Annotated in this window: 2 protein-coding genes; one reads left to right on the top strand and one right to left on the bottom strand. The window is 73.5% G+C overall.

What is annotated here, in order from left to right; genetic code table 11:
• Positions 1–485: PspC domain-containing protein (locus QN357_RS18820; RefSeq protein ID WP_323505378.1), on the bottom strand; the 485-nt coding region annotated here is incomplete at its 3' end.
• A gap of 112 nt (positions 486–597) precedes the next feature.
• On the opposite strand from QN357_RS18820, the gene QN357_RS18815 reads away from it, so the two are divergent.
• The coding region (locus tag QN357_RS18815; RefSeq protein ID WP_323505377.1) for a PspC domain-containing protein at positions 598–1,836 on the top strand (1,239 nt) is incomplete at its 3' end.

The raw sequence follows: 1,836 nt of genomic DNA, 5'->3' as shown, positions 1-1,836 counted from the left end.
AGGTAGAGCACGAGCCAGACGATGCCGGCAACGACCGCGAGGCCCCACGCTGCGCTCAGCGACGTGCTCAGCCAGCCGGGCATGCCCCAGGCCGCGGGAGGGCCGTCCCACCAGAATCCGCGGGTGAACGGCACGACGGTCAGGAGGAGGACGGCGCCGATCCCGATCATGGCGGGCTCGAAGCGGCCGCGGAGGGCTTCCTCGGCGTGGATGCGGCCGAGTGCGTTGGGGAGCAGCGCCCAACCCACCGCATAGACGAAGAGCACGGGCGCCCCGAGCACGGCGAGCACGAACGCGATGCCGCGCACGATGATCGGGTCGAGTCCGGTGCGGCCGGCGATGGCGCCGCAGACCCCGGCGAACCAGCGGTCTGCGCCGCGGACCATGCCGCTGCGGCGGATCCAGTCGAAGAAACGGGTGAGCTGGTCTGGACCCGACGGGCCCGGGCCGGCCGGGTATGTCGGATTACGCGGTTGATCGGTCATAACTTCACTCAACCACCCGCGATAGCGCGCTGCTATGGGGGAGAACCCTGAACGGACCCTGAGATCTGGCCGCACCGGATCGGGGCGGCCTTCGGGGTGCTTGGATGAAGACATGAGAACTGAGCGGATGTCCCGGCCGCGCCAGCGGATCATCGCCGGCGTCTGCGCGGGGTTCGCTGAGCACACCGGGTTGTCCGTGACGGTGGTGCGCACCGCGACGCTGCTGCTCGTCCTGGCCGGCGGGGCCGGCGCGCTGCTCTACGCCTGGCTCTGGGTGACGACGCCGACCGCGACGGCGAACCCCGTCCGGTTCGGGGCCGCCGAGCTCCCCAAGGCGAGCCTCGCGCGGCCGGCGCCCGGGTACGCCGGTTCCCCCGGCTCCCGCCACGGCCTCGGCGGTCCCGCGGATGCCGCGGCCGAGCGAGCCGCCGCCGCCGCGTCCTCGGCCCGGTCGGCTCCGATCACGGAGATCCTGCTCGGGCTCGCGCTCCTCGCCGCCGGTCTCACTCTCGTCGCGAGCCGGCTCGGCGCCGACATCCCGCTCGCCGTGGTCATCCCCGCGATCGTCGTGCTGTCGGGGACCGCGCTCGCCTGGCGGCAGTTCGCGGACATCCGCGGCGGTTCAGAGCAGCACTCGTCCGCCCTGCTCGTGCGCGCGCTCGGCGCCCTCGTGCTCGTCGCCGTCGGCATCCTGCTGTTCTTCGTGACGAGTGACAGCCCCGACGGGTGGACGGTCGTGATCGCATCCGCTTCGGTGCTGCTCGGCGTCGTCGTCGTGATCGCGCCGTGGCTCGTGCGGCTCTCGCGCGACCTCGCCGACGAGCGCGCGGGACGGGCGCGGGAGGCCGAGCGCGCCGAAATCGCCGCGCACCTGCACGACTCGGTGCTGCAGACGCTCGCACTGATCCAGCAGAAGGCAGGGCCGCAGAGCGACGCGGCCCGGCTCGCCCGCGCCCAGGAGCGGGAGCTGCGCGAGTGGCTCTTCACCGGGACCGGGACCGGCTTCGGCACTGCCGCGGGCACGGCCGCGAGTACTGCCGCAGGAGCGGATACCGGTGCGGGCGGGGCCGGCGGCATCCCCGACGTCGATCTCCCGACGGCCCTCCGCCGGATAGGGGCGGAGCTCGAGGCCGACTTCCCGGTGCAGTTCGACATCGTGAGTGCGGGCTCGAGCCTCGGCCCAGCCCCAGAGGGGTTGCTCGCCGCGGGGCGCGAAGCCATGCTCAACGCGGCGAGGCACTCCGGCGGGCCGGTGTCCGTCTACCTCGAGACGGGCGCGAACGCGGTGAGCCTCAGCGTGACCGACCGCGGCCCGGGCTTCCGGCTCGACGACGTGCCGGACGACCGGCAC

This window comes from Cryobacterium sp. RTC2.1 (genome assembly GCF_035018685.1).
Taxonomy (GTDB): domain Bacteria; phylum Actinomycetota; class Actinomycetes; order Actinomycetales; family Microbacteriaceae; genus Cryobacterium; species Cryobacterium glucosi.
The sequence above is the reverse complement of the archived record's forward strand: the minus strand, read 5'-3'. Positions and strand labels throughout refer to the sequence as shown.